4 protein-coding genes and 1 pseudogene are annotated in these 2,682 nt (G+C 43.3%); all 5 read left to right on the plus strand.

Annotation, left to right across the window (positions count from 1 at the left end; translation table 11 throughout):
• Positions 1-212, plus strand: a pseudogene (gene moaA / locus AB4653_RS14200) (GTP 3',8-cyclase MoaA); the annotation flags it as partial.
• Positions 213-298: 86 nt separating this feature from the next.
• Positions 299-811, plus strand: coding sequence for a molybdenum cofactor biosynthesis protein B (moaB, locus tag AB4653_RS14205; RefSeq protein ID WP_009848641.1), 513 nt, complete (start codon positions 299-301; stop codon positions 809-811).
• A 12-nt stretch (positions 812-823) separates the two neighbouring features.
• The gene (gene moaC / locus AB4653_RS14210; protein ID WP_004734026.1) at positions 824-1,303 is read left to right on the plus strand and encodes a cyclic pyranopterin monophosphate synthase MoaC; all 480 of its coding nucleotides are present in this window, start codon (positions 824-826) and stop codon (positions 1,301-1,303) included.
• Positions 1,300-1,545 (plus strand): molybdopterin synthase sulfur carrier subunit, encoded by a 246-nt coding sequence (gene moaD, locus AB4653_RS14215; protein WP_009848640.1) that lies wholly within the window; start codon positions 1,300-1,302, stop codon positions 1,543-1,545. Before moaC ends, moaD begins: the two co-directional genes overlap by 4 nt.
• Before the next feature lie 2 nt (positions 1,546-1,547).
• Entirely contained in the window at positions 1,548-2,021 is a 474-nt protein-coding gene (gene moaE, locus AB4653_RS14220; protein ID WP_009848639.1) for a molybdopterin synthase catalytic subunit MoaE, read from the plus strand.
• The last annotated feature ends 661 nt before the right edge of the window (positions 2,022-2,682 follow it).

A 2,682-nucleotide genomic window follows, 5' to 3' on the forward strand; every position in this document is an offset into this window, starting at 1 on the left:
GTAACCGACTGCGTGTTTCTGCGACCGGTAAACTTCACCTATGTCTGTTTGGCGACCACGGTGTTGAACTGAGAGATCTGATTCAAGAAGATCAACAAGAGCAAGAGCTCATTGATCGAATTCAGGCTCAGCTTCAAACCAAGTCCGTTAGTCACTTCTTACATGATGGCAACAGCGGCATGACTCCAAATTTGGCGTCAATCGGCGGTTAACCCGCTATATACTCTAAAGCATTTTATCGCTCAGCTTCTTTAAGCTGGGCGAATCAGTCTAATGAAAAATTTATATAGGTGAACAAATGGGTCACGCAGAAAGCAAATTTCAAGCAGCGAACATTGCAGTACTAACGGTTTCAGATACTCGTACAGAAGAAAATGACACGTCAGGTGGTTACCTAGCTGAGCATGCTAAGAAAGCTGGTCACAACGTGGTTGATAAGCAAATTGTTATCGATGACATGTACAAGATCCGTGCGATCGTATCTCAGTGGATTGCTGATGACAGCGTCCAAGCGATCATGATCACTGGTGGTACGGGTTTTACTTCTCGTGATAGCACCCCAGAAGCACTTAAGCCACTGTTCGACAAAGAAGTAGAAGGCTTTGGTGAGCTATTCCGCCAAGTGTCTTACGAAGAGATTGGTACTTCGACGATTCAATCGCGTGCAATCGCGGGTTTTGCTAACCACACGGTTATCTTTGCGATGCCAGGTTCTACAGGTGCGTGCCGTACAGGTTGGACTAAGATCATCAAGCAACAGATGGATGCTAGCCACCGTCCTTGTAACTTCATGCCACATCTTTCTGTATAAGGTGGTTTGAGCATGAGCCAATTTACCCACATTAACGCGTCTGGCGAAGCGAACATGGTCGATGTATCGGCTAAAGCGGAAACTGTACGCGAAGCGAGAGCGGAAGCTTTCGTTCAAATGTCAGCTGAAACGCTAGAACTGATTGTTTCTGGTAGCCACCATAAGGGTGATGTTTTTGCGACGGCACGTATTGCTGGCATCCAAGCGGCTAAGAAAACGTGGGACTTGATTCCACTGTGTCACCCTCTACTACTAACTAAAGTCGAAGTGCAGCTAGAAGCTATCGAGTCTGAAAACAAGGTTCGCATTGAATCTGTTTGTAAACTTGCGGGTAAGACGGGCGTTGAGATGGAAGCGCTTACGGCTGCTTCTGTTGCTGCGCTAACGATTTACGATATGTGTAAAGCCGTTCAAAAAGACATTGTTATCGAAAATGTACGCCTGTTAGAGAAGACGGGTGGTAAATCTGGTCACTTCAAGGTGGAATCATGATTACTGTACTGTTCTTTGCTCAAACTCGTGAACTTGTCGGTGTCGATAGCCTAGAAGTCGATGCACAATTCAATACTATTGAAGCGATTCGCAGCCACCTTGTAACACAAGAAGGCAAATGGGATATCGCATTGGAGGAGGGCAAACTTCTGGCTGCGCTTAACCAATCAATCGTACCTTTGACAACTGAAGTGAAAGACGGCGATGAAGTGGCTTTCTTCCCACCGGTTACTGGAGGTTAGCCATGAACGACTCTCGAGTTATTGATCCAAGAGTACTAGTTACGGCAGAAGATTTTTCTGTGGGTGACGAATACGATTATCTAGCTCAAGGCACAGCTGCAGGAGCGGTAGTGACGTTTGTTGGTAAAGTTCGCGACATGAACCTTGGCGACAACGTGATTGGTTTGTCTCTAGAGCACTATCCGGGTATGACAGAGAAGTCGCTGAGCGAGATCTGTGATCAAGCTGAAGCGCGCTGGCCTATTCAGAAGATGCGAGTGATTCACCGTGTTGGTGACCTAGATATCGGTGACCAGATTGTTTACGTTGGTGTATCCAGTGCGCACCGAGGGGCTGCCTTCGAAGCGTGCGAGTTTGTTATGGACTTCCTCAAAACCAAAGCGCCGTTTTGGAAAAAAGAACGTACCACTGAAACAACTCGCTGGGTTGATTCTCGCGATTCTGATACCAAAGCTGCAGAGCGCTGGAAAAAGTAAATTATCCCACATAATGTTTCGTCCTTAACGTGATAACGCATTTCAGGTTAGGACTTAGGTAATAAAGCCGACGTTGAACGTCGGTTTTTTTGTGCGTGCAACAAAGTCATTTATAAAAAATAGGGTGTTTATTAAATGATTAATCATTCGAGTTGCATATAAATTCTTTGGCTTATTTTTTCTGTACTGGTGCAGCTCTGCATCTGTTTTGGTGCAGTGCATTATGCTGTTTTGTATAAAGTGATAATCCTCACAAATAGTACAGTCTATTTAGGGGATATGTGATGTGCACTTAGATTTAATGTGGCATTAATGTTAACTTATCAAAGGTGTTCTAGCATAAGATGCTAAAAAAAAGTATCAACACAGATACATCAACACTAAAGGCTGTTATTTAATAAATCCCTATGTGTAACTCACTATTCATTAGGATTTTATTAGATATTTACACTGATACCTTGAGTATTTCGGAGAATTATCCGATTTTTTGCGACTTGTTTATGGCAAATTACTTCAATGGTTGATAGTGTGTGCCTCAATCTTTGTAAGGTTTTAGATTTTTATGCTTATATTTTAAGCTAAATAAATCTAAATCACTGCCGTTCAGTGAACTTAGCAAAGAAGTCATGGATGCAATACGAAAAACTTGGAGTTTATTAAA

Source organism: Vibrio sp. 10N.222.48.A3 (assembly GCF_041475345.1).
GTDB lineage: Bacteria > Pseudomonadota > Gammaproteobacteria > Enterobacterales > Vibrionaceae > Vibrio > Vibrio tasmaniensis_A.

Excerpts from the sequence above, each read along its gene's own strand:
- moaB (WP_009848641.1), top strand. The coding sequence starts at position 299 with ATGGGTCACGCAGAAAGCAAATTTCAAGCAGCGAACATTGCAGTACTA.
- moaC (WP_004734026.1), top strand. The coding sequence starts at position 824 with ATGAGCCAATTTACCCACATTAACGCGTCTGGCGAAGCGAACATGGTC.
- moaD (WP_009848640.1), top strand. The coding sequence starts at position 1,300 with ATGATTACTGTACTGTTCTTTGCTCAAACTCGTGAACTTGTCGGTGTC.
- moaE (WP_009848639.1), top strand. The coding sequence starts at position 1,548 with ATGAACGACTCTCGAGTTATTGATCCAAGAGTACTAGTTACGGCAGAA.